The organism is Tepidiphilus margaritifer DSM 15129 (assembly GCF_000425565.1).
GTDB lineage: Bacteria > Pseudomonadota > Gammaproteobacteria > Burkholderiales > Rhodocyclaceae > Tepidiphilus > Tepidiphilus margaritifer.
Genome location: NZ_AUDR01000007.1, coordinates 1 through 2,402, shown reverse-complemented (window position 1 = coordinate 2,402; position 2,402 = coordinate 1). Strand labels below are relative to the sequence as shown.

The 2,402-nt window shown below is 58.5% G+C and carries 2 rRNA genes; both read left to right on the top strand.

The features are described 5' to 3' along the window. Positions 1-2,248 (top strand): 23S ribosomal RNA (locus H607_RS0100775); the annotation flags it as partial. 72 nt (positions 2,249-2,320) lie between these two features. Continuing rightward, positions 2,321-2,402 (top strand): 5S ribosomal RNA (gene rrf, locus H607_RS0100770); the annotation flags it as partial.

Below are 2,402 nucleotides of genomic sequence, written 5' to 3'. Positions count from 1 at the left end.
AGTCGCGCGGCGTAGACCCGAAACCGGGTGATCTATCCATGGCCAGGGTGAAGGCACCCTAACCGGTGCTGGAGGCCCGAACCCACTACTGTTGCAAAAGTAGGGGATGAGCTGTGGATAGGGGTGAAAGGCTAAACAAACCCGGAAATAGCTGGTTCTCCCCGAAAGCTATTGAGGTAGCGCGTCGCATGGACACTTGCGGGGGTAGAGCACTGTCATCGTTGGGGGGGTCATTGCGATCTACCCCGCGATAGCAAACTCCGAATACCGCAACGTGATGTGCGGCAGACAGACACCGGGTGCTAACGTCCGGTGTCAAGAGGGAAACAACCCAGACCGCCAGCTAAGGCCCCCAATGCGTGGCTAAGTGGGAAACGAAGTGGGAAGGCGAAGACAGCTAGGAGGTTGGCTTAGAAGCAGCCACCCTTTAAAGAAAGCGTAATAGCTCACTAGTCGAGTCGTCCTGCGCGGAAGATGTAACGGGGCTCAAGCCACGAGCCGAAGCTGCGGATGCGTGCCCTCGGGCACGCGTGGTAGGGGAGCGTTCGGTAAGCCTGCGAAGGTGGCCCGAGAGGGCTGCTGGAGGTATCCGAAGTGCGAATGCTGACATGAGTAGCGATAAAACGGGTGAAAAGCCCGTTCGCCGAAAGCCCAAGGGTTCCGACGCAACGTTCATCGGCGTCGGGTCAGTCGGCCCCTAAGGCGAGGCCGAAAGGCGTAGTCGATGGGAAACGGGTCAACATTCCCGTACCATCCTGTAATGCGATGGGGGGACGAAGAAGGCTAAGTGGGTCGGGTGTTGGACGTCCCGATTCAAGCCCGTAGCCTGGCGCGGTAGGCAAATCCGCCGCGCTAAAGGTGAGAGGTGATGACGAGGGTGAGCTGCGGCTTGCCCAAGCCACCGACGCCCCGCTTCCAGGAAAAGCCTCTAAGCTTCAGTTACAGGATGACCGTACCGCAAACCGACACAGGTGGGCTGGTGTCAAAGCACCAAGGCGCTTGAGAGAACCCAGGAGAAGGAACTCGGCAAATTGACACCGTAACTTCGGGAGAAGGTGTGCCCCAAGTAGGTGAGTCTGCACGCCAGACGAGCCCAAAGGGGTCGCAGAGAATCGGGGGCTGCGACTGTTTATTAAAAACACAGCACTCTGCCAAGACGAAAGTCGACGTATAGGGTGTGACGCCTGCCCGGTGCCGGAAGGTTAAGTGATGGGGTGCAAGCTCCTGATCGAAGCCCCGGTAAACGGCGGCCGTAACTATAACGGTCCTAAGGTAGCGAAATTCCTTGTCGGGTAAGTTCCGACCTGCACGAATGGCGTAACGATGGCCCCACTGTCTCCTCCTGGGACTCAGCGAAATTGAAATGGTTGTGAAGATGCAATCTCCCCGCGGCTAGACGGAAAGACCCCATGAACCTTTACTGTAGCTTTGCATTGGACTTTGATGTGGCCTGTGTAGGATAGGTGGGAGGCTGAGAAACCGGGGCGCCAGCTCCGGCGGAGCCGCCCTTGAAATACCACCCTGGTCACCTCGAGGTTCTAACCGCGCACCGTACATCCGGTGCCGGGACCGTGCATGGCAGGCAGTTTGACTGGGGCGGTCTCCTCCCAAAAGGTAACGGAGGAGCACGAAGGTACGCTTGGCACGGTCGGAAATCGTGCTGTATGTGCAAGGGCATAAGCGTGCTTGACTGTGAGGCCGACGAGCCGAACAGGTGCGAAAGCAGGTCCTAGTGATCCGGTGGTTCTGTATGGAAGGGCCATCGCTCAACGGATAAAAGGTACTCTGGGGATAACAGGCTGATACCGCCCAAGAGTTCACATCGACGGCGGTGTTTGGCACCTCGATGTCGGCTCATCTCATCCTGGGGCTGTAGTCGGTCCCAAGGGTATGGCTGTTCGCCATTTAAAGAGGTACGTGAGCTGGGTTTAAAACGTCGTGAGACAGTTTGGTCCCTATCTGCCGTGGGCGCTGGAAGTTTGAGGGGATCTGCTCCTAGTACGAGAGGACCGGAGTGGACGCACCTCTGGTGTACCGGTTGTGACGCCAGTCGCATCGCCGGGTAGCTATGTGCGGAAGGAATAACCGCTGAAAGCATCTAAGCGGGAAATCCCCCCCAAGATGAGACTTCCCCGGGGGCTCGACCCCCCTGAAGGGCCGTGGAAGACCACCACGTCGATAGGGCGCAGGTGTAAGGCGGGTAACCGCTTGAGCTGAGCGCTACTAATTGCCCGTGCGGCTTGATCCTATAGCCGTGCCATGCACCCCAAATCACACACACCCACCCAACACCCTTGCCCCGCTTGTTGCCCCGTTACCGTCTGACGCCCATAGCGCGCCGGCACCACGCCTTCCCATCCCGAACAGGACCGTGAAACGGCGCCGCGCCCATGATACTGGAC